Origin of the sequence: Streptomyces sp. NPDC049585, from assembly GCF_040675615.1 — a bacterium.
In the GTDB taxonomy this organism is placed as follows: Bacteria; Actinomycetota; Actinomycetes; order Streptomycetales; family Streptomycetaceae; genus Streptomyces; species Streptomyces luteosporeus.
Genome location: NZ_JBFAPE010000002.1, coordinates 183,434 through 206,101 on the forward strand (window position 1 = coordinate 183,434; position 22,668 = coordinate 206,101).

General features: G+C 75.3%; 4 protein-coding genes. 1 reads left to right on the plus strand and 3 read right to left on the minus strand.

The window, feature by feature from the left end:
* Nucleotides 1-43 precede the first annotated feature (43 nt).
* From AB0K17_RS03245 to AB0K17_RS03255, 3 genes are read right to left on the minus strand one after another with little or no spacing between them, the layout of a single operon-like run.
* A complete protein-coding gene (locus AB0K17_RS03245) occupies nt 44-5,635 on the minus strand; it encodes an amino acid adenylation domain-containing protein (protein ID WP_365965023.1) in 5,592 nt (1,863 codons plus the stop codon).
* Nucleotides 5,632-13,362: an amino acid adenylation domain-containing protein gene (locus AB0K17_RS03250; protein WP_365981930.1), complete on the minus strand. Its 7,731-nt coding sequence runs from the start codon at nt 13,360-13,362 to the stop codon at nt 5,632-5,634. The genes AB0K17_RS03245 and AB0K17_RS03250 overlap by 4 nt, the downstream gene beginning before the upstream one ends.
* Complete coding sequence (locus AB0K17_RS03255; protein ID WP_365981931.1) at nt 13,359-21,482, minus strand: amino acid adenylation domain-containing protein; 8,124 nt, start codon at nt 21,480-21,482, stop codon at nt 13,359-13,361. Before AB0K17_RS03255 ends, AB0K17_RS03250 begins: the two co-directional genes overlap by 4 nt.
* 187 nt (nt 21,483-21,669) lie before the next feature.
* Between AB0K17_RS03255 and AB0K17_RS03260 the strand changes: the two genes are divergently transcribed.
* On the plus strand, nt 21,670-22,656 hold the full coding sequence (locus AB0K17_RS03260; protein ID WP_365965026.1) for an ATP-binding cassette domain-containing protein: 987 nt from the start codon (nt 21,670-21,672) through the stop codon (nt 22,654-22,656).
* The last annotated feature ends 12 nt before the right edge of the window (nt 22,657-22,668 follow it).

Sequence of the window (22,668 nt, forward strand, 5' to 3'; positions counted from 1 at the left end):
GCGGTTCCCCGAATTCAGGGAACCGCCCCGGCGAAAAGGCGCCTCAGACCAGGGCCGCGGCCGGCACCCGGTGCAGGCGCTCCGCCAGCAGGCGGCCGATCTCGGCCAGCGGGGCCGACTCGGTCATCCGCTCGTGCGTGGTGGCGACCTCCACCAGCTCCACCGCGCCGGAGACGTACGGCTCCCACGCGGCCGGGTCCGCCCACTCGCGGCGGTTCTCGGTGGCGACGACCAGCAGCATGTCGCCGTCGTACGGGGCGGGTTCGGCCGGCGTCACCAGGCGCACGTTGTTCACCAGCACGTCCAGCACCGCCGCGCGCTGCTCCTCGTCCAGGTGCCGGGACTCGCTGGAGCCGCGGCCCATGTAGCCGACGACGGCGCGGCGCACCGCGGCGAGGTCGCCGGGCACCACGTCGGACTCGCCGTGGATGCGGGCGTACGCCTGGAACATGTCGGTGAGGATGCGCTCCGTCTCCAGCGGCTCCTTGCGGTCGGCCTCCACCGGGTAGGAGTCGAGCAGGGCCAGCAGGCCCACCTCCTCGCCCTGGCGGCGCAGTTCGGCGGCCACCGCCTGGGCGAGGGCGCCGCCCAGCGACCAGCCCACCAGGTGGTAGGGGCCCGCCGGCTGCACGGAACGCATCTGCGCCACATAGTCGGCGACCATCTCGGCGAGCGTCGCCGCCGGCGGCTCGCTGCCGTCGGCGCCGCGCGACTGCAGGCCGTACAGCGGCTGGTCGGCGTCCAGTGCGCGCAGCAGGCCCGCGTAGCACCAGCTCAGCCCGCCCACGGGGTGGACGGCGAAGAGCGGCGGGCGGGTGCCGGTGGTGCGCAGCGGCAGCAGGACGTCGAAGCCGCCGGCCGCGTCGCCGCCGTCGATGCGCTCCAGCAGCGCCGCCGGGGTGGGTGCGGCGAAGATCGTACGGACGGAGACCTCGGCGCCGAGCACCGCGCCGATGAGGCCGGCCAGCTTGGACGCCAGCAGCGAATGCCCGCCGAACTCGAAGAAGTTGTCGTCGATGCCCATGCCCGGGGCGCCCAGCACCTCGGCGAACAGGCCGCACAGCACCTCCTCGCGGCCCGAGCGCGGGGCGCGGCCCGCGGGGGCGGCCGGCGGCTCGGGCAGCGCCCGGTGGTCGGCCTTGCCGTTGGGGGTGAGCGGGATCTCCGTCACCGGCACGAAGGCCGAGGGCACCATGTACTCCGGCAGCCGGCCCAGCAGCCGCGAGCGCAGGGCCGCAACGTCCGCGGCGCCGGCGCCGGGGGCCGGGACGACGTAGGCGACCAGGCGCCGCACGCCGGGCCGGTCCTCGCGGACCATGGCCACCGCTCGGGCGACCGCCGCCTGTTCGGCGACGGCCGACTCGACCTCGCCGAGCTCGATGCGGAAGCCGCGCAGCTTGACCTGGTCGTCGGCGCGGCCGACGAACTCCAGCTGCCCGTCGCGGCGCCGGCGCACCAGGTCGCCGGTGCGGTACATGCGGGTACCGGCCGGACCGTAGGGGTCGGCGACGAAGCGGGCGGCAGTGACGGCGGGCCGGCGCAGGTAGCCGCGGGCCAGCCCGTCGCCCGCCAGGTACAGCTCGCCGACGACGCCGGCGGCCACCGGCCGCAGGGCCGCGTCCAGCACGTACGCGCGGGCGTTCGCCACCGGCCGGCCGATGGGCTGCACGGGCCCGGCCTGCGGGTCGCACACCGCGGAGGTGACCTCGACGGTGGCCTCGGTGGGGCCGTAGCCGTTGACCAGGCGGCGGCCGGGCGCCCAGCGGGCCACCAGCTCGGGGGCGCAGACCTCGCCGCCGACGATCAGGGTGCGCAGGTCGGGCAGGTCCACGGCGGGCAGGCCGGCCAGGACCGAGGGCGGCATGTGGGCGTGGGTGATGCGCTGCTCGGCCAGGAAGCGGGCCAGCTCCTCGCCGATGGGCGTGCCGTCCGGCACCACGAGGGTGCCGCCGGTCAGCAGGGCCATGCACAGTTCGGAGACCGACACGTCGAAGCTCGGCGAGACGAACTGGATCACCCGGCTGCCCGGTCCGGCGCCGTGCAGGGTGCGGTGGTTGTGGGCGAGAGCGGCCAGGCCGCGGTGGGTGACGACGACGCCCTTGGGGGTGCCGGTCGAGCCGGAGGTGGAGATGACGTACGCGGGGTGGTCGGCCCGCACGGTCACGGCGGGGGCGGTGGCCGGCCGCTCGGCGACCTCGGCGGCGAACTGCGGGTCGTCCAGCAGGACGACGGGTGCGTCCGCGGGAAGGGCGGCGCTCACCGAGGAGCCGGTGAGCACGCACACCGGGTCGGCGTCGGCCAGCATCAGGGCCAGGCGCTCGGCCGGGTAGGCGGGGTCCAGCGGCACCCAGGCGGCACCGGTCCTGACCACGGCCAGCAGGGCGGTGACCAGGTCGGCGGACTTCGGCAGCGCGAGGGCCACGAACCGCTCGGGGCCGGCGCCCAGGTCGGCCAGGCGGTGGGCCAGGCGGTTGGCGCGCGCGTCGAGCTCGCGGTACGTCAGCGAGGTGCCGTCGTGAGAGGTCAGCGCCTCGGCGTCGGGGGTGCGTGCGACCTGGGCCGCGAACAGTTCGCCGAGCGGCGCCCTTTCGAGGTCGAGGACGGGCCCGTGCCAGCCCTGCAGCAGCTGCTCGCGCTCGGCGTCGGCCAGCACCTCCAGGCGGCTGAGCGGGGCCTTGGGGTCGGCCGCCGCGGCGGACAGCAGCCGGGCGAGGCGGTCGGCGAGCTCCTGGGCGGTCTCGCGGTCGAACAGGGCCGTGGCGTACTCGACGATGCCGCGCAGCCCGGCCGGCTCGCCGTCGGCGCCATGGCTCTCGGCCACGCTGAAGGACAGGTCGAACTTGGCGACGCCCGCGCCCGTGGCCTCGAAGCCCACCGTCAGGCCCGGCAGTTCGAGGGCGGGGCCGGTGTTGTTCTGGAAGGCGAGCATCACCTGGAACAGCGGGTGCGCGGCCGCCGAGCGCACCGGGTTGACGGCCTCGACCAGGCGCTCGAAGGGGATGTCCTGGTGGGCGTAGGCGGCCAGGTCGGTCTCGCGCACGCGCTCCAGCAGCTCGCCGAAGCCCGGGTCGCCCGCGGTGTCGGTGCGCAGCACCAGGGTGTTGACGAAGAAGCCCACCAGGTCGTCCAGGGCCTCGTCGCCGCGGCCGGCCACCGCCGTGCCGATGGGGATGTCGGTGCCCGCGCCCATGCGGGTGAGCAGGGCGGCCAGGCCCGCCTGCACCACCATGAACAGGCTGCAGCGGTGGGCGCGGGCCAGGGAGACCAGCGCGCGGTGGGTGGCGGCGTCGACCGACAGGTGCACGTAGTCGCCGCGGTGGTCGGCGACCGCCGGGCGCGGCCGGTCGGTGGGCAGGGCCAGCAGCTCGGGCGCCCCGGCCAGCGCCTGCGTCCAGTGGGCCAGCTGGCGGCCCAGCACGCTGTCGGCGTCGCCGTCGTCGCCCAGCAGCTCGTGCTGCCAGAGCGTGTAGTCGGCGTACTGCACGGGCAGCGGCTCCCAGGCCGGGGCGCGGCCCGCGGTGCGGGCGGTGTACGCCGCGCCCAGGTCGCGCACCAGCGGGGCGGCCGACCAGCCGTCGCCCGCGATGTGGTGCAGCAGCAGGAGCAGCACGTGCTCCTCCTCGCCCACCCGGAACAAGGTGGCGCGCAGCGGCGTCTCCAGCGCCAGGTCGAAGGGCCGGCGCGCGGCCTTCGCCAGGGCGGCCGGCAGGCCGGCCGCGTCGGTGGTGACGACGGCCAGCTCGGCCCGGTGCTCGCCGGCGTCGAGGATGCGCTGGTACGGGACGCCCTCGTGCTCGCCGAAGAGGGTGCGCAGGCTCTCGTGGCGGGCCACGACGTCGCCCAGCGCGGCGCGCAGGGCCTGCTCGTCGAGGCGGCCGGTCAGGCGCAGCGGCATGGGGATGTTGTAGGTGGCGCTGGGGCCCTCCAGGCGGTCGAGGAACCACAGCCGCCGCTGGGCGAAGGAGACCGGCACGCGCTCGGGGCGCACGGCCGGGCGGATCGGCTCGCGGGCGGTGCGGCCCTGGTCCAGGCGCTGGGCCAGCAGGGCGGCGGTGGGGGCCTCGAACAGGGCGCGCACGGGCAGTTCGACGGCGAACGTCGCGCGGACCCGGCCCAGCAGCTTGATCGCCGAGAGGGAGTGGCCGCCGAGCTCGAAGAAGTCCTCGTGCGGGGCGACGGCCGGCTTGCCGAGCACCTCGGCGAACAGGCCGCACAGGATCTCCTCCTGCGGGCTGCGCTCGCGCTCCCGGCGCACCCGGGCCGCAACCGGCGCGGACGCCTCGGCGGGGGCCGCCACGGGCAGCAGGGCGCGCTGGGCGGCGGTGAGCGGCTCGACGTCGCCGAGGAGCAGCTCCGGCTGCTCGACGGCCGTGCGCACCAGGTGTTCCGCACGGGCGACGAGGACGTCGGCCGCGGCCTCGTCGAAGAGGTCGGGGCGGTACTCCAGGCGGACGTGCAGGCGCCGGCCGGCCATGCCGGCGATCAGGCGCAGCGGGTAGTGGGCGGCGTCCTTGCCGGAGACGCGGGCGACGCGCAGGCCGGCGACCTCCTGGCTGCCGGAGCCGTCGGAGGGGTAGTTCTCGACGGTGAGCGCGGTGTCGAACAGGTCGCCGTGCCCGGCCAGGCGCTGCACCTCGCCCAGGCGCAGCTGCTGGTGGTCGAGCAGGTCGGCCTGCTCCTCCTGCAGCCGGGTGAGGTTGGCGGCCAGCGAGGCGCCGCGGTCCAGGCGCACGCGCACGGGCACGGTGTTGATGAACAGCCCGACCATCGTCTCGATGCCGGGGATCTCCGGCGGGCGGCCGGAGACCACCGAGCCGAAGACCACGTCGTCGCGGCCGGTCAGCTCGGCCAGCACCAGCGCCCACACGCCCTGCAGGAGGGTGTTGACGGTCAGGTTGCGGGTGCGGGCCATGGCCTCCAGGGAGGCGGTGAGCTCCTCGGGCAGGTCGGTGGAGCGGTAGGCGGGCAGGATGCCGGGCCGGTCGGGGTCGGCGGGCACGACGAGGGTGGGGCCCTGCAGGCCGTCGAGGGCGCGGCGCCAGGCGTCCTTGGCCGCCCCGGCGTCCTGGCGGGCCAGCCACGCGAGGTAGGCGCGGTAGGGGGTGACCGGCGGCAGCGTCGCGTCCGAGCCGTTCTCCTTGTACAGCGTGAGCAGCTCGCGCAGCAGCACGGGCGCCGACCAGCCGTCGATGAGGATGTGGTGGTTGCTCATCACCAGGCGGTGCAGCCCCGCGCCCAGGCGGACGAGGGTGAAGCGCAGCGCCGGCGGGACGGCGAGGTCGAAGCGGCGGACGCGGTCGGCCTCCAGCAGCGCGGTCAGCTCCGCCTCCCGCACGGCCTCCGGCAGGGCGGAGAGGTCCACGTCCGCCCAGGGCAGTGGCACCTCGCGGTGGACGACCTGGATGGCCTGGCCGTTCTTGCGCTGGCGGAAGCCGGCGCGCAGGTTGGCGTGGCGGCGCAGCAGGGCGCGCGCCGAGGTCTTCAGCCGCTCGACGTCGAGGGGGCCCTCCAGGTCGAGGAAGAGCTGGGTGTTGTAGACGTCCGTGTCGCCCGCCTCACCGGCGAGCGCGTGGAAGAGGAGGCCCTCCTGCAGGGGAGACAGCGGCAGGACATCCTCAAGACCCGAAGTCTTCATGCGATTTCCCTCAATTCAGCTTCAAGATCGTCGATTTCGTCCTGGCTCAGCTCGACCAGCGAGAGGTCGGACGGGGTGTAGCCGCCCACGTCGGTGGTGGCGGTGGCGTCGGCCAGGGCCCGTAGCGCGCGGAACCAGCCCTCGGCCAGCTCGCGGACCTCGGCCTCGGTCAGCAGTGCCGCCGGCCAGGTCCACACGGCGCTCAGCTCGGGGCCGCCGGGCCGGTCCTCGGTGATCGCGTTGATCTCCAGGGTGTGCCCGACGGGCATGGCGCCGTCGCGGGGTGCGGGCCCCTTCACGCCGGGCACCACGGCCCAGTCGGCGGTGGGGGCGCCGCCGCCGGAGGCGGGGAAGCGGCCCAGGTAGTTGAAGCCGATCTGCGGCGCGGCCCGCCCGGCCAGGCGGGGGGCGGTGTCCGGGTTCAGGTGCCGGAGCATGCCGTGGCCGATGCCGTTGTCGGGCAGCTCGCGCAGCTGCTCCTTGATCCGCTTCAGGGCCCGGCCCAGCTCGGGGCCGGCCGTGCGCACGTCGGCGTCGGTGACCGGTCCGGGGTCCAGGCGGACGGGGAAGAGCGAGGTGAACCAGCCGACGGTGCGGGAGAGTTCGGCGCCGTCCAGGATCTCCTCGCGCCCGTGGCCCTCCAGGTCCAGCAGGACGGCGCCGGCGCCGTGGCCGCGCCGCGTGCGGTACTCGCGTACCGCCAGGGCGAGGCCGGTCAGCAGGACGTCGTTCACGCCGGCGTGGAAGGCGGCCGGAACGGACGTCAGCAGGGGTTCGGTCACCTCGGCCGGCAGCCGCAGGGTGACGGAGACGGTGGTCGCCGCCACGTCGCGCCCGGGGTCGGGGGCGACGGTGCCCAGCTGCGGGTCGGGGGTGTCCAGCACCCGTTGCCACACGGGGAGTTCGGCCGTGCGCGCCGGGTCGGCCGCGGCCTCGGTCAGCCGCTGCGACCAGCGGCGGAAGGAGGTCGGTACGGGGTCCGGGGCGGGGGTGGCGCCGTCGGCCGCGCCCTCCCAGGCGGCGGCGAGGTCCGGGAGCAGGATGCGCCAGGAGACGCCGTCGACCACGAGGTGGTGGGCGACGATCAGCAGCATGCCGGGCCGCTCGGTGCCCGCGTCGAACCACACCAGTCGCAGCACCGCGCCGTCCGCGGGGGCGAGCCGCTGCCGGGCGGCCTCGCCGTGGACGGCCACGGCCTCGGCCAGTGCCTCGCCGGTCAGGCCGGTGACGTCCACGCGCTCCAGGCAGCCGGCGGCGGCGACCGCGCCGACGGGGGCGATCTCGGGGGTCCAGCCGTCGGGGCCGGTCAGGCGCAGGCGCAGGGCGTCGTGCCGGTCCAGCAGGGCCTGGACGGCCCGCAGCAGCCGGTCCTCGTCCGCGCCCGCCGGCACCTGGACCACCATCGACTGGTTGAAGCCGTCCGAGGGGCCGCCGAGTTCGCGCAGCCAGTGCATGATCGGCGTCAGCGGCAGGGTGCCCACGCCGGCGTCCGGTGCCTCCTGGGCCGTGGCGGCGCCGCTGTCCGCGGCGATCAGCGCGAGGGCGGCCGGCGACTGGTGCTTGAAGACGTCCCGGGCGGTGAGGACGAGCCCGGCCTTGCGGGCGCGGCTGACCAGCTGGATGGACAGGATGCTGTCGCCGCCGAGCTCGAAGAAGTTGTCGTCGGCGCCGACGCCGTCCAGGCCCAGGACCTCGGCGAACAGGTCGCACAGGAGTTCTTCGCGCGGGGTGCGCGGGGTGCGTCCGGCGGGTCGTTCGCCCTGGCCGGGGGCGGGCAGGGCCTTGTGGTCGAGCTTGCCGTTGGGGGTGAGCGGCAGGGCGTCGAGGGCGACGAAGGCCGAGGGGACCATGTACTCGGGGAGTTCGGCGGCGGCGTGCTCGCGCAGGCCGCCGGTGTCGCCGACGACGTAGGCGACCAGGCGCCGGTCGCCCGGGCGGTCCTCGCGCACGATCACCGCGGCCTGGGCCACGCCGTCGTGGGCGGCCAGGACGGCCTCGATCTCGCCGAGTTCGATGCGGAAGCCGCGGACCTTGACCTGGTTGTCGGCACGGCCGACGAAGTGCAGCTGCCCGTCCTCGTCCCAGCGCGCCAGGTCGCCGGTGCGGTACATGCGCGAGCCGGCGGGCCCGTAGGGGTCGGCGACGAAGCGGCCGGCGGTGAGGTCGGGGCGTCCGTGGTAGCCGCGGGCCAGGCCGGCGCCGGCGACGTACAGCTCGCCGGGCACCCCGGCGGGCACGGGACGCAGCGCCGCGTCGAGCACGTACACCTGCGCGTTGGCGATGGGCCGGCCGATCGGCGGGGTGACGGCGCCCGAGACCGGGCCGCTCATCGTGGCGCAGACCGTCGTCTCCGTCGGCCCGTAGGCGTTGATCATCCGGCGGCCGGTGGACCACCGCGCGACCTGGTCCGGGGCGCAGGCCTCGCCCGCCACGACCAGGGTCATGCCGTCGGGCAGCGCGCCGTCGGGCAGGACGGCCAGGGCGGCCGGCGGGAGCGTGGCGTGCGTGATGCGGTGGTGGGCGAGCGTACGGACGAGGTCCTCGCCGGGCAGCAGCTCGTCGCGGGAGGCGAGCACGAGCGTGGCGCCCGCCAGCAGGGCCATGCACATCTCGGACGTGGCCGCGTCGAAGCTCGGCGAGGCGAACTGCAGCACGCGGCTGTCCGGCGTCACGCCGAAGACCTCGATCTGGCCCGCGGCGAGGCTGGAGATGCCGGTGTGGGTGACGACGACGCCCTTGGGGCGGCCCGTCGAGCCGGACGTGTAGATGACGTACGCGGGGTTCGCGGGCACCGCCGTGCGCTGCGGCGCATGGACCGGGCGGCCGGTGAGGTCGGTGCCGTCGAGGTCGACGACGGGCACGGCCTGCGGCAGCCGGTCGCGGGTGGCGGCGTCGGTGACGACGCACAGGGGTGCGGCGTCGTCGAGCATGTAGGCGATGCGCTCGGCCGGGTACTCCGGGTCGACCGGCAGATAGGCGCCGCCCGCCTTCACCACGGCGAGCTGGGCCACCACCAGGGCGGCGGACTTCGGCAGGGCGACGGCGACGATCCGCTCCGGGCCCACGCCGAGTCCGGCGAGGTGGTGGGCGAGCCGGTTGGCGCGCTCGTCCAGCTCGGCGTACGTCAGCGTCGTCCCGCCGTGGACGAGGGCGACGGCCTGCGGGGTACGGGCCGCCTGCGCCTCGAACAGCTCGGGCAGGGTGCCCCGGGCGACGTCGCGGCCGGAGTCGTTCCACTCGACGAGCAGCCGCTCGCGCTCCTGCGGCGCGAGGACCTCCAGCTGCCCGACCGGGGCGTCCGGCGCGTCCGCCGCGGCCTGCAGCAGGCGCACGAGCCGGTCGGCGATGCCGCGGGCGGTGCCGGCCGTGAAGAGGTCGGTGGCGAAGACGACGCTGCCGTCGATGCCGGCGGGCGTCCCGTCGGCGGCGTAGCGGTCGCGGAGGCTGAAGGAGAGGTCGAACTTCGCCGCACCGGCGTCCAGCCCCTCCACCCGCGTGGTCAGGCCGGGCAGCTCGACGGCGGCCTCGGCCTGGCTCTGCAGGGTCAGCATGACCTGGAAGAGCGGGTGGTGGGCGAGGGAGCGGACGGGGTTGGCGATCTCGACCAGGCGCTCGAAGGGCAGGTCCTGGTGGGCGTAGGCGGCGAGGTCGGTCTCCCGTACGCGCTCGACGAGTTCGGCGAAGGTGGGGTCGCCGGAGGTGTCGGTGCGCAGGACGAGGGTGTTGACGAAGAAGCCGACGAGCCCGTCCAGTGCCTCGTCCGTGCGGCCCGCGACGGCGGTGCCGAGGGGGATGTCGGTGCCGGCGCCGAGGCGCGTGAGCAGGGCGGCGAGTGCCGCCTGGACGACCATGAAGGTCGTCGCGCCCGTCCGGCGCGCCAGTGCGGACAGCGCCTGGTGGGTCTCCTGCCCGATCGAGAAGCCGACCTGGTCGCCCCGGTAGGAGGCGACGGCGGGGCGGGCGTGGTCGGTGGGCAGGTCGAGCAGCTCGGGCAGGCCGGCGAGGCGCTCGGTCCAGTAGGCGGCCTGGCGGGCGGCGGTGCTGGCGGCGTCGGCCTCGTCGCCGAGGACGTCGTGCTGCCACAGCGCGTAGTCCGCGTACTGCACCGGCAGCGGCTGCCACTGCGGTGCCCCGCCCGCCAGGCGGGCGGTGTACGCGGCGGTCAGGTCGGCCAGCAGCGGGCCGGCGGACGAGCCGTCGGCGGCGATGTGGTGCATCAGCAGGAGCAGCACGCCGTGCTGCGCGTCGGTGCGGAACAGCGTGGCGCGCAGCGGTGGTTCGGTGCCCAGCGCGAAGGCGTGGCCCGCTGCTTCCCGCAGTGCGGCATCGAGATCAGCGGCGTCGATGTCGGTGACGGTCAGGCCGGTGAAACCGCTGCCGGCCGGCAGGATGTGCTGCCGGGGCACGCCGTCGGTCTCCGGGAAGACCGTGCGCAGGCTCTCGTGCCGGGCCACCACGTCGCCGATCGCCGCGCGCAGGGCGTCGGTGTCGACCGTGCCGGTCAGGTGCAGGGCGAGCGGCACGTTGTACGTGGCGCTGGGGCCCTCGACGTGGTCGAGCACCCACAGCCGGCGCTGGGCGAAGGACAGCGGCAGCACCTCGGGGCGCTCGCGGTCGGCGCCGGGCCGGTTGCGGGCGGAGCCGGCGTCGTCCAGGCGGGGCGCGAGGGCGGCCACGGTGGGGGCCTCGAAGAGGTCGCGGATGGCCAGTTCGGCGCCGAACGTGGTGCGGATGCGGCTGATGAGGCGGGTGGCCATCAGGGAGTGGCCGCCCAGCTGGAAGAAGCTGTCGTCGATGCCGACGCCGTCCAGGCCCAGGACCTCGGCGAACAGGCCGCACAGGATCTCCTCGCGCGGCGTGCGCGGGGCACGCCCCGCGGGCCGCTCGGTGGTGTCCGGGGCGGGCAGGGCCTTGTGGTCGAGCTTGCCGTTGGGGGTGAGCGGCAGGGCGTCGAGGGCGACGAAGGCCGACGGCACCATGTATTCGGGGAGTTCGGCGGCGGCGTGCTCGCGCAAGCCCTCGGTGTCGCCGACGACGTAGGCGACCAGGCGCCGGTCGCCCGGGCGGTCCTCGCGGACGACGACCGCGGCCTGGACCACGCGCTCGTGCGCGGCCAGCACCGACTCGACCTCGCCGAGTTCGATGCGGAAGCCGCGCAGCTTGACCTGGTCGTCGGCGCGGCCGACGAAGTGCAGCTGTCCGTCGCGGTCCCAGCGGGCGAGGTCGCCGGTGCGGTACATCCGGGAGCCCGCCGGGCCGTACGGGTCGGCGACGAAGCGGCCGGCCGTGAGGTCGGGGCGCCCGTGGTAGCCGCGGGCCAGGCCGGCGCCGGCGACGTACAGCTCGCCGGCGACGCCCACGGGCACCGGGCGCAGCGCCGCGTCGAGCACGTACACCTGCGCGTTGGCGATGGGCCGGCCGATGGGGGGCACGGCGGTGCCGGAGACGGGGCCGCTCATCGTGGCGCAGACGGTCGTCTCCGTCGGCCCGTAGGCGTTGATCATCCGGCGGCCGGTGGACCAGCGGGCGACCTGGTCCGGGGCGCAGGCCTCGCCCGCCACGACCAGGGTCATGCCCTCGGGCAGCGCGCCGTCGGGCAGGACGGCCAGGGCGGCCGGCGGGAGCGTGGCGTGGGTGACGGCATGCCGGTGCAGGGTCGCGGCCAGCGCGTCGCCCGGCAGCAGCTCCTCGCGCGGGGCCAGCACGAGCGTGGCGCCCGAGAGCAGGGCCATGCACACTTCCCACGTCGCGGCGTCGAAGCTCGGCGAGGCGAACTGCAGCACGCGGCTGCCGGTGCCGACGCCGAAGGCGGTCATCTGCTCGGCGACGAGGCTGGCGATGCCGGTGTGGGTGACGACGACGCCCTTGGGGCGGCCCGTCGAGCCGGACGTGTAGATCACGTACGCCGCGTTCGCCGGCGTCAGCTGCGGCTGCGGGGCGTGGGACGGCTGCCCGGCGAGCTCCGCCTCGTCCGGCACCAGCACGTTCGCCGTGGCCGGGAGGCGGTCGCGGGTGGCGGTGTCGGTGACGACGCACAGGGGTGCGGCGTCGTCGAGCATGTAGGCGATGCGCTCGGCCGGGTACTCGGGGTCGACCGGAAGGTAGGCGGCACCCGCCTTGACCACGGCGAGGAGCGCGACGAGCCACTCCACCGAGCGCGGCAGGGCGACGGCGACGATCCGCTCGGGGCCGGCGCCGAGTCCGGCGAGGTGGTGGGCGAGCCGGTTGGCGCGCGCGTCCAGCTCCGCGTACGTCAGCTCGGTCGTGCCGGACACGGCCGCCACGGCGTCGGGGGTCTCGGCGACGCGCGCCGCGAACAGCTCGGGCAGCGTGCCCTCGGCGACGTCGCGGGCGGAGTCGTTCCACTCCACGAGCAGCCGCTCGCGCTGGGCGGGCGAGAGGACGTCCAGCGCGCTCACCGGCCGCGCCGGGTCGGCGGCGGCGCTCGCCAGCAGCCGGGACAGGCACGCCGCCAGGTACGCGGCCGTCTCCTCGTCGTACAGCTCGGTGGCGTAGGTCAGACCGCCGGTCAGGCCGGCCGGCGCGCCGGTGGCGTCGTGGTGCTCGTGCAGGGTGAAGGACAGGTCGAACTTCGCCGTCCTGGCGTTGAGGTCCTCGACCTCGGTGGCCAGGCCCGGCAGCTGCACCGTGCCGGACGCGTTGTTCTGCAGGACGAGCATGACCTGGAAGAGCGGGTGGTGCGCCAGGGTGCGCACCGGGTTGGCCGCCTCCACGACCCGCTCGAAGGGGATGTCCTGGTGGGCGTAGGCGGCCAGGTCGGTGTCGCGGACGCGCTCGACGAGTTCGGCGAAGGTGGGGTCGCCGGAGGTGTCGGTGCGCAGGACGAGGGTGTTGACGAAGAAGCCGACGAGCTCGTCGAGCGCCTCGTCCGTGCGGCCCGCGACGGCGGTGCCGAGGGGGATGTCGGTGCCCGCGCCGAGGCGGGTGAGCAGGGCGGCGAGGCCGGCCTGGGCGACCATGAACAGGCTGCACCGGTGGGTGCGGGCCAGCTCCGCCAGGCGGGCGTGCGTGGTGGCGTCCACGGTCAGCGGGACGGTGTCGCCCGTGTGCCCGGCGACGGCCTGGCGCGGCCGGTCGGCCGGTAGGTCCAGCAGCTCGGGCGCGCCGGCCAGCTGCTCGGCCCAGTAGGCGGCCTGGCGGGAGGCGAGGCTGGCGGGGTCGTCCTCCTCGCCGAGGACCTCGCGCTGCCACAGCGCGTAGTCCGCGTACTGGATCTCCAGCGGCTCCCAGCCGGGGGCGCCGCCCTCCAGGCGGGCGGTGTAGGCCGTCGACAGGTCGCGCAGCAGGTTGCCGACCGACCAGCCGTCGGCGGCGATGTGGTGCATCAGCACCAGGAGCACGCTGTGCGTCGCGTCGGTGCGCCAGAGCGTGGCGCGCAGGGGCGGTTCGGTCTCCAGCGCGAAGGCGTGGCCGACCGCCTGCTGCAGTGCGGCGTCGAGATCAGCGGTGTCGGTGTCGGTGACGGTCAGGCCGGTGAAGCCGGTCTCCGGGGGCAGGATGCGCTGCCGGGGCACGCCGTCGGTCTCCGGGAAGACCGTGCGCAGGCTCTCGTGGCGGGTCACCACGTCACGCAGGGCCGCCTCGAGGGCGTCGGTGTCGACGGTGCCCGTCAGGCGCAGGGCGAGGGGGACGTTGTAGGTGGCGCTCGGGCCTTCGAGGCGGTTCAGGAACCACAGCCGGTGCTGCGCGTAAGAGAGCGGAATCATGACATCTCCTCAACAGACCTCTTCATCGGCCGCAGCTTCGGCCGGAGTGTCGGACGCGCCTTCTCGGCGGTGTCCAGGTGACCGGCGAGCGTCGCGACGGTCGGTGCTTCGAACAGGGCCCTGATGGCCAGTTCCACGCCGAAGACGGTGCGGATGCGGCTGATGAGACGGGTGGCCATCAGGGAGTGGCCGCCCAGCGCGAAGAAGTCGTCGTCGATGCCGACGCTCTCCAGCCCCAGCACCTCCGCGAACAGGCCGCAGAGCACCTCCTCGCGCGGGGTGCGCGGCGCGCGCCCGGCGGGCCGGTCGGTCGGGTCCGGGACGGGCAGTGCCTTGTGGTCGAGCTTGCCGTTGGGGTTGAGCGGCAGGGCCTCGAGCGTCACGAAGACGGACGGGACCATGTACTCGGGCAGGCGCTCCGCGGTGTGCTCGCGCAGGCCCTCGGCGTCACCGACGACGTAGGCGACCAGGCGCTTGTCGCCGGGCCGGTCCTCGCGGACGACCACGGCCGCCTGGGCGACCGCGTCGTGCGTGAGCAGCACGCTCTCGATCTCGCCGAGTTCGATGCGGAAGCCGCGGATCTTGACCTGGTCGTCGGCGCGGCCGGTGAAGTGCAGCTGCCCGTCGCGGTCCCAGCGCACGAGGTCGCCCGTGCGGTACATCCGGGAGCCCGGCGGCCCGTACGGATCGGCCACGAAGCGGCCCGCGGTCAGGTCGGGGCGGCCGAGGTAGCCGCGGGCCAGGCCCGCGCCGGCCAGGTACAGCTCGCCGGGCACGCCCACCGGCACCGGGCGCAGCGCGGCGTCCAGGACGTACGCGGCGGTGTTGTCCATCGGCGCGCCGATCGGGACGGTGCCCGGGTAGTCGTACGGGCGGCGCAGCGGGTGGAAGGTGGCGAAGGTGGTGGTCTCCGTCGGTCCGTAGACGTCGATGACCGTGGTGTCGGGGCACTCCTCGACGACGCGGCGCAGGGCGGCGGTGGAGACGACCTCGCCGCCGGTCCACACCTCGTGGACGCCGCGCAGGCACGCCACGTGCTCCTCGGCGATCAGCCGGAAGAGACCGGCGGTGAGGAAGACGCTGGTGATGCCCTCCTCGGTGATGGTGCGGGCCAGGGCGGGCAGGTCGAGGTCGCCGGGCGGGGCGAGGACGACCTGGCCGCCGGCCAGCAGCGGCACCCACATCTCGTACGTCGAGGCGTCGAAGGCGAGCGGCGAGTGCAGCAGCAGCCTGCGGTGGCGGCCGGTGTGGAAGGTGGCATCGGCGCAGAAGGCGACGATGTTGGCGTGGGTGGTCGCGACGCCCTTGGGGGTGCCGGTGGAGCCCGACGTGAACATCGAGTACGCCAGCTGTCCGGGGTGGACGGTGATGCCCGGGTCGTGGTCGGCGGTGCCGGAGACGGCCTCGGCGACGGGCACGACGGTGATCTGCTCCGGCAGGTCGCCGAGTTCGGCGGCCGGCCGGTCGGTGAGCAGCACCTGCGCGCCGGACGCGGCCAGGATCGCCCGGATGCGGGAGGCCGGGTGGCGGGCGTCGAGCGGTACGTACGCGCTGCCGGCCTTGAGCACGCCCAGCAGGCAGGCCACGGCCTCGACGGAGCGGTCGTGGAGCAGGGCCACGCGGGTCTCGGCGGTGACGCCGTGCGCCAGCAGGCGGTGGGCGACGCGGTTGCCGAGGGCGTCGAGCCCGGCGTACGTGACGGTGTTCCCGCCGGCGACCAGCGCGACGGCGTCCGGGGTGCGGGCCGCCTGCTCGGCGAACAGCTGCGGCACCGAGGCGGTGCGGAAGGCGCGCGGCTCCCCGCTCCAGTCGCCGCCCAGCAGCCGGGCGCGGTCCTCGGCGGCCAGGACGTCGAGCTCGCCGACGGTGCGCGCCGGGTCGGCGGCCGCGGCGGTGAGCAGGCGGGCCAGGCCGCCGGCGATGTCCTCGGCGGTGTGCCGTTCGAACAGGTCGGTGGCGTAGACGAGGCCGCCGCCGATGCCGGCCGGCGTCCCGTCGGGGGCGAAGCGCTCGTGCAGGTTGAAGGACAGGTCGAACTTGGCGGCCGCCGCCTGCAGTTCCAGCGTCGTGGCGGCGAGGCCCGGCAGGTCGAGGGTGCCCTCGGCGTTGTTCTGCAGGACGAGCATGACCTGGAAGAGCGGGTGGTGTGCCAGCGAGCGCGCCGGATTGGCGATCTCCACGAGGCGCTCGAAGGGGATGTCCTGGTGGGCGTAGGCGGCCAGGTCGGTCTCGCGGACGCGCGCCAGGAGCTCCTCGAACGTGGGGTCGCCGGAGGTGTCGGTGCGCAGGACGAGGGTGTTGACGAAGAAGCCGACCAGGTCGTCGAGGGCCTCGTCCGTGCGGCCCGCGACGGCGGTGCCGAGGGGGATGTCGGTGCCGGCGCCGAGGCGGGTGAGCAGGGCCGCGAGGGCGGCCTGCACGGTCATGAAGACCGTGGTGCCCGTGCGGCGGGCGAGCTCGGTGACGGCCCGGTGGGCGTCGGCCGGCAGGGCGAAGTCCACCTGCTCGCCGCGGTGCGAGGCGACGGCGGGGCGGGCGTGGTCGGTGGGCAGGTCGAGCAGCTCGGGCAGCCCGGCCAGGCGCTCCTTCCAGTACGCGGCCTGCTGGGCGGCGACGCCGGCGGGGTCGTTCTCGTCGCCGAGGACGTCGTGCTGCCACAGCGCGTAGTCGGCGTACTGCACGGCCGGCGGCTGCCACGTGGGTGCCTCGCCCGCCAGGCGGGCGGTGTAGGCGGCGGTGAGGTCGGCCAGCAGGGGCGCGGTCGACCAGCCGTCGGCGGCGATGTGGTGCATGAGGACGAGGAGTACGCCCTGTTCGGCCGTCTCGCGGAAGTACGTGGCGCGCAGCGGCAGTTCGGTGTCGAGCGCGAAGGCGTGGCCGACCGCTTCGCGCAGCGCGGCGTCGGCGTCGGTGGTGTCGGTGACCGTCAGCCGCACCGTGGCCTCGTCCGCGGGCAGGATGCGCTGGACGGGCGTGCCGTCGACCTCGGGGTAGAGGGTGCGCAGGCTCTCGTGGCGGGCCACCACGTCACCGAGGGCCGCCTGAAGGGCGTCGGTGTCGACCGGCCCGGACAGGCGTACGGCCAGCGGCACGTTGTAGGTGGCGCTGGGGCCTTCGAGGCGGCTCAGGAACCACAGCCGGTGCTGGGCGAAGGACAGCGGCAGCACCTCGGGCCGCTGCGCGGCCACGAGGGCGGGCCGGGCCTCGCCGGCCTCGGCGAGCCGTTCGGCGAGGCGCTCGACGGTCGGGGCCTCGAACAGGGCCCGGATCGGCAGCTCGGCGCCGAAGGCGGTGCGGATGCGGCTGATGAGGCGGGTGGCCATCAGGGAGTGGCCGCCCAGCGCGAAGAAGTTGTCGTCGGCGCCGACCGCGTCCAGGCCGAGGACCTCGGCGAACAGGCCGCAGAGGATCTCCTCGCGCGGCGTGCGTGCCGCCCGGCCGCTGCCGGCCCGGCTGGAGGCGGGCGCGGGGAGGGCGCGGTGGTCGAGCTTGCCGTTGGGGGTCAGCGGGAGCACGTCCAGGGTGACGAAGGCCGACGGCACCATGTACTCGGGTAGTTCGGCCGCCGCGTGCTCGCGCAGGCCGGCGGTGTCGCCGACGACGTAGGCGACCAGGCGCCGGTCGCCCGGCCGGTCCTCGCGGACCACGACGGCGGCCTGGGTGACCTGCGGGTGGGCGCCCAGGACGGTCTCGATCTCGCCGAGTTCGATGCGGAAGCCGCGCAGCTTGACCTGGTTGTCGACGCGGCTGACGAACTGCAGCTGCCCGTCGCGCGCCCAGCGCACGATGTCGCCGCTGCGGTACATGCGGCTGCCGGGCGGCCCGTACGGGTTGGCGACGAAGCGCCCCGCGGTCAGGGCCGGGCGGCCCAGGTAGCCGCGGGTGACCAGGTCGCCGGCGATGTACAGCTCGCCGGGCACCCCGGCCGGCACCGGGCGCAGCGCGGCGTCCAGCACGTACATCTGGGTGTTCCAGATGGGGCGGCCGATGGTGACCACGCCCGAGGGCACGCGCTCGCCGGGCTCGATGCGGTACTCGGTGCAGCCGACGGTGGTCTCGGTCGGGCCGTACTCGTTGATGACGGTGGCCTGCGGGTGGCGGGCCCGCCACAGGTCCAGCACCTCGCCCATCAGCGACTCGCCGCCCAGCACCAGCTGGCGGGAGGGGGAGAAGCGGTCGTCGAGCTCCAGCAGCAGCGGCAGGTGGCTGGGGGTGGCCTTCACGAACGTCGGCCGGGTCGCCTCGGTGACCTCGTCGGGGTCGGTGCGCCCGTCCAGGCGGACGAGGTGGGCGCAGCCGCCGGTGATGAGCGGGGCGAACAGGCCGGTGACGGTCAGGTCGAAGGAGACCGGCGAGTGCACCAGCGCGCGGCCGTCGACGCAGTCGTACGCCTCGCGGACCCACGACAGGTACTGCACCAGCGAGCGGTGCTCGACCATGACGCCCTTGGGGCGGCCGGTGGAGCCGGAGGTGAAGATGGTGAAGGCGGCGTGGGACGGCCGCAGCGGCGTCGTGCGCTCGGCGTCGTCCAGGGCGCCGTCGGCCTCGGCGGCGAGGGCGGCGTGCGTCGCGTCCTCGTCGAGGAGCAGGACGTCCGGGGCCTCGTCGGCCGGGCCGGCCAGGGCGATGGCCTCGTGCAGCGCGGGCAGTTGTGCGCCGTGGCCGATGACGGTGACGGGCCGGACGTCGGCCAGCATGAAGCCGGTGCGCTCGGCCGGGTACGCCAGGTCGAGCGGCAGGTAGGCGCCGCCCGCCTTGAGCACGGCGAGCAGGGCGGTGACCAGGTCGACCGAGCGGGGCAGCGCGACGGCCGCGTACCGCTCGGGGCCGACGCCGCGGCGCACGAGCAGCCGGGCCAGCCGGTTGGCGCGGGCGTCGAGCTCGGCGTAGGTGAGCGTGGTGCCGGCGTGCTCGACGGCGACGGCGTGCGGGGTCCGGGCGGCCTGGGCCTCGAAGAGCGCGGTGAGCGTCGTGGCGTCGACCTCGCGCTCCTCGCCGTGCCAGCCGGAGAGCAGCTGGTGGCGCTCCTCGGGGAAGAGGATCTCCAGCTCGCCGATGGCCCGGTCGGGCTCGGCCGCGGCGGCGGCCAGCAGCCGCACCAGGCGGTCGGCGACGGCGCGGGCGCCGTCCTCGTCGAAGAGGTCGGCGGCGTACTCCAGGCTGCCGGTGATGCCCTGCGGGGCGCCGTCGGCCGTGTGCTCCTCCTGCAGGACGAACGACAGGTCGAACTTCGCCACGCGCTTGTCGACGGTGGTCAGGTCGGCGGTCAGGCCCGGCAGCGCGAACTGCGCGCCGGTGGAGCCGGCGAACGTCAGCATCGTCTGGAACAGCGGGGTGTGCGCCAGCGACCGGGCCGGGTTGACGGTCTCGACGACGCGCTCGAAGGGCACGTCCTGGTGGTCGAAGGCGGCCAGGTCGCCCTCGCGCACGCGGCCCAGCAGCTGGCGGAAGGTGGGGTCGCCGGAGGTGTCGGTGCGCAGGACGAGGGTGTTGGCGAAGAAGCCGACGAGGTCGTCGAGGGCCTCGTCGCCGCGGCCGGCCACCGGCGTGCCGAGGGGGATGTCGGTGCCGGCGCCGAGCCGGGTGAGCAGCGCCGCCAGCGCGGCGTGCACGGTCATGAAGACCGTGGTGCCGGTGCGGCGGGCGAGCTTGGTGAGGCTTTGGTGCAGGTCGGCGTCCAGGCTCAGCGGGACGAGGCCGCCCGTGTTGCTGGCCACGGCCGGCCGGGGCCGGTCGGTGGGCAGTTCGAGCACCTCGGGCAGGCCGGCGAGGCGCTCCTTCCAGTACGCGGCCTGCTCGTCGCCGAGGTGGCCCTGCTGCCACAGCGCGTAGTCGGCGTACTGCACGGGCAGCGGCGCCCACTGCGGCGCACGGCCGCCGAGCCGGGCGGCGTACGCGGTGGACAGGTCGCGGCTGAGCGGCGCCAGGGAGCCGCCGTCGGTGACGATGTGGTGCAGCAGCAGGAGCAGCACGTGCTCGTCGTCGGAGACGGTGAACAGCGTGGGACGGAAGGGCGGTTCGGCGGCGAGGTCGAAACGGTGGCGGGCCGCCTCGGTGACGGCCTCCTCCAGGCCGTCGCCCGCGGCGACGACCGCCAGCTGCGGGCGGTGGTCGCCGGCCGGCAGCACGTCCTGGTACGGCTCCCCGTCCACCGCCGGGTAACGGGTGCGCAGCGACTCGTGCCTGTCGGTGAGGTCGGCCAGGGCCGCGGCGAGGGCGCCGCGGTCCAGCCGGCCGCGCAGGTGCACACGCAGGGCGACGTTGTACGCGGCGGCGCCGTCCTCCAGGTCGTCCATGTGGTGCAGGAACCACAGACGCTGCTGGGCGGCGGACAGCGGCACGCGCGCGGGGCGCTCGGCCGGGCGAAGGGCCGGGCGGTGCGAGCCGGCCTCCGCGTCGAGGCGGGCGGCCAGGGCGGCGACCGTCGGCGCGTCGAAGAGGGTGTGCACGGACAGGGCCGCGCCGAAGACCTTGCGCACCCGGTTGATCAGGCGGTTGGCCTTGAGCGAGTGGCCGCCCAGCACGAAGAAGTCGTCGTCGATGCCGACCTGCGCGACGCCGAGCACCTCGGCGAACAGCCCGCACAGCACCTCCTCGCGCGGCGTGCGCGGCGCCCGGCCGCGCGCTGCGGCCGCCGCGGCGCCCGGGGCGGGCAGCGCGGCGCGGTCCACCTTGCCGTTGGGGGTGAGCGGGAGGGCGTCGAGCGCCACGAAGACCGAGGGGACCATGTAGGAGGGCAGAAGAGCCGCGGCGTGCTCGCGCAGCCCCGCCGTGTCGCCCACGACGTGGGCGACGAGACCGCGGTCGCCGGAGGCGTCCTCGGTGACGGTCACGGCCGCGCCCGAGACCCCGGGGTGGGCGCGCAGTACGGCCTCCACCTCGCCGGGCTCGACGCGGAAACCGCGGATCTTGACCTGGTCGTCGGCGCGCCCCAGGTAGGTGAGCGTGCCGTCGCCGGCCGCGCGCACGAGGTCGCCGGTGGCGTACTCGGCGGGCACCTCGGGGGCGTCGGCGTACCGGGCGAGGTACCGGGTGCGCACGACCAGCTCACCGGTGGCCCCGGCGGTGCCGGCGTCCACGAGGGTGCCGTCCTCGCCACGCACCAGCAGCGTCACGCCGTCGATGCCCGGCCCCAGCGGCACACGGGCCCCGGACTCGGCCCGCAGCGGGCCGCCCGGCTCGCGCACGACGAGGACGGAGACGGCCTGCGGGGTCTCGGTGGCGCCGTAGAGGTTCAGCAGCCGCGCACCGGGCGCGAGCCGCGCCCAGGTACGGGCGGTCCCCCAGCCCAGCGCCTCCCCGCCGAAGCCGGCCTGCCGCAGCGCCGGCCAGCCGCCCGCGGGGGCGGCGTCGGCGAGGGCGTCGGCGAGACCGGGCGTGAGGTGGACGACGGTGACGCCGGCCTGCGCCAGCCACCGGCCCAGCGCGGCGGCGTCGCGCAACGGCACGTCGGGGAAGTGCACTTCGGCGCCGATCCACAGGGGTGTGAACAGATCGCGCAGCAACGGGTCATGCCCGAGCCCGGCCAGCGCGGCGAACCGATCCCCGGCCCCGAGCGCAAACGCCTGGCTGTACCACTCAAGAAAGTGCGCAACGGGCTCCCAAGCGCCCACAACAGCACGCGGCTTCCCGGTGGTCCCGGAAGTGAACGCAACATACGCGTTGGCGGGCAGGCGTCCCGCTGGGCGGGACGGGTGGGCGCCAACCGACCCACCGGCAGCAACGACCCCCGGTACGTCCAGTACCGGCACCCCGTCCCCGGCCGGCACCGGACCAGCCGCACACGTCAGCCAAGCCCGCGGCGCAGCCGCAGCCGCACAGTCGGCAACCCGAGCACCCGGATGCCCCGCATCCAGCACGGTAAAGGCGGCCCCGACCTTCAGCACGGCCACCAACGCCAGCACCAGATGCGGATCACGCTCGGCGTGCACGGCCACCACGTCACCGGCGCGCACGCCGACGTCGTACAGCCGCCGCGCCAGCACCTCGGTGTCCCGGTCCAGTTCGCGGTAGCTCCACCGCCGTCCCGCGCCGGTGAGCGCGGTGCGCTCCGGCGTACGGGTCGCGTGCGCGGCGAGCCGGTCCCGCAGGGACTCGTACGGCATCGGGACACCTTCCATCAATCCGACTCCTCGTTCGCTCATTGCGATCTTGCGGGGAAGTTAATGAGCCGGGTTTTCGACGTGTTATTGACGGCTTTTCATACCGAGGGGCGCCGCTCGGGATAAGCAAGCGATATGCCGCCAATACGCGGGCCGCCTAGTTTCCGGACCCCGGTGGTACCCCGGGAGAAATCGAGAGGACCCGATGACGACGGCGATCCGGACCGAGGATCTGGTCAAGAGTTTCGCGGGCACCCCCGCGGTGCGCGGGGTGAGCCTGGAGGTGCCGGCGGGCAGCGTGCTGGGCGTGCTGGGCCCCAACGGCGCGGGCAAGACGACGACGGTGAGGATGCTCTCCACGCTGCTGCGCCCGGACGGCGGGCGGGCGGAGATCCTGGGCCACGACGTGGTGCGCGAGGCGCGCACGGTGCGTTCGCTGATCGGTCTGACCGGCCAGTACGCGGCGGTGGACCAGGACATTTCCGGCTGGGAGAACCTCTACCTGGTCGGCCGGCTGACGGGCCTGGGCCGGCGTGGCGCGCGGGCGAGGGCCGACGAGATGCTGGAGCGGTTCCGGCTGACGGAGGCCGGCGGCCGGGCCGCGGGCGGCTACTCCGGTGGCATGCGCCGCCGGCTGGACATCGCGGTGAGCCTGGTCGGCAGTCCGCGGGTGCTGTTCCTGGACGAGCCGACCACCGGACTGGATCCCCGCAGCCGCAACGAACTGTGGGACGAGGTGCGGGCGTTGGCCGCCGCCGGTACGACGGTGCTGCTCACGACCCAGTACATGGAGGAGGCCGAGGCCCTCGCCGACTCGCTGGTCGTCATCGACCGCGGCCGGGTCATCGCCTCCGGCGGCACGGCCGAGCTGCGCGCCCGGGTGGGCGGTCAGGTGCTGCGGGTGGTGCCGGAGGATCCCGGGCAGCTGCCCGAGGTGCGCCGCGTCCTGGCGGGCTGCGGGGCGGGGGAGGCACAGCTGGACGAGGCCGCGGGCCATGTCCAGGTGCCGCTGTCCGGCGAGGGCGGCGGGGCGCTGACGGCGGCCGTACGGGCGCTGGGCGCGGCCGGGATCCCGGTGGCCGGGGTCAACACGCACGTGCCGAGCCTGGACGAGGTGTTCCTGACGCTCACCGGGGCCGGTGCGCACGACGACGAGACCACGAGGGACGAGACCACGAGGAGCGCGGCATGAGCGCGACGACTG